We start from the raw sequence: 1207 nt of genomic DNA on the forward strand, positions 1-1207 counted from the left end.
GAGGGTGCCACAGAAAACTTGACACGGTCAGTGTTAACAAGCAACTCTACTAACTTCTACAGTAAATCTGAGGTGAGTCAGAACAGGGAGTGGCAACTGGTCCATGAACGCCACATCCCTGCAGAATCATCCTTCGGTCGAGGAGCTATTCAACCATGTGGATACGATTCCACTGGCACTGTTCGAGCATCTTGAGTTCTCGTTTCTCAATGAATTCCCCGTGTTCGCCCCCGATCCGTGGGGGCGAACACGGGAACATGAAGCGCCGGAGCTGTTGAAAGGCGTGCTGTACTGTTTTAGCCGGGAAATCTACAGTCCTGAAGAGATCGCCAGAGAACTCCGGGATGAACTTCTCTATCTTCAATGTGGCTTCATCAGTCCACCCTCTCACCAGTCAATACGTCGGTTTCTTACCGATGTTGCCCTGGTTGTCGAAGACGTCTTCGAGTATCTAGTCGAGCAGGTCGCCGCCCGCGACCTGCTCGACAATACCTTTCGGATTGATTCGACAGATGTGCACGCTGACCCTCGTGACAGCGAAGCATCGTGGAACTACGATCCGACAGCAGAGGCTGATAGTTCCGATACTGATCAGTCGGACGAGTCCGAGCAGGACACGTCCGACGGCAACAGTGACGACCAAGACGAGCAAGGAGATGGTGGCTACTACTTTGGCTACGGGTGTCTGATTGTGACGACTGGCCCAAAATTACCGGTTGCAGCGGCGTTTACCGAGCAAAAGCAGGTAAATCAGGAGACGGTGAGGCGCGTCACGCAGGACGCGCTCGCCGTCGGCGATCCCAACTGGATGCTTGGCGATTCGGCGTTTGACATGCTGAACTGGCACGACGACCTCATCGAAGAGGGCGTCGTGCCGATTGCACCGTACAACGAACGGAACACCGATGATCCATACGATATCGAGTACCGAATCGAGCAACGGATCAAAGAGCACTCAGACAACGTTGGTGTCTGGTCGAAACAACTCGAAGAAACCTACAAGCAACGATCACAAGTCGAACGAACAATTGGGGCTTGCAAGGACTGCGGCCTCGAAACGCCAGGCGTTCGAGGCCGCGTCCGTGTCAAGTCACACGTGTTCCTTACACTCTGTCTACGGCTCGTGATTGCTATCGCCAACTACAAACGAGGAGCTAACCCTGGCAAAACGACGATCGAGGTGTGTCAATGATTCTGTGGTACCCTC

The 1207-nt window shown here is 53.8% G+C and carries 1 protein-coding gene; it reads left to right on the forward strand.

Translation table 11 applies throughout. From position 1 onward, the window contains the following. Positions 1-103: 103 nt before the first annotated feature. The gene (locus tag FYC77_RS19965) at positions 104-1192 is read left to right on the forward strand and encodes a transposase (protein WP_149083237.1); all 1089 of its coding nucleotides are present in this window, start codon (positions 104-106) and stop codon (positions 1190-1192) included. Positions 1193-1207: the final 15 nt, after the last annotated feature.

The sequence above is a fragment of the Natrialba swarupiae genome, from assembly GCF_008245225.1.
In the GTDB taxonomy this organism is placed as follows: domain Archaea; phylum Halobacteriota; class Halobacteria; order Halobacteriales; family Natrialbaceae; genus Natrarchaeobius; species Natrarchaeobius swarupiae.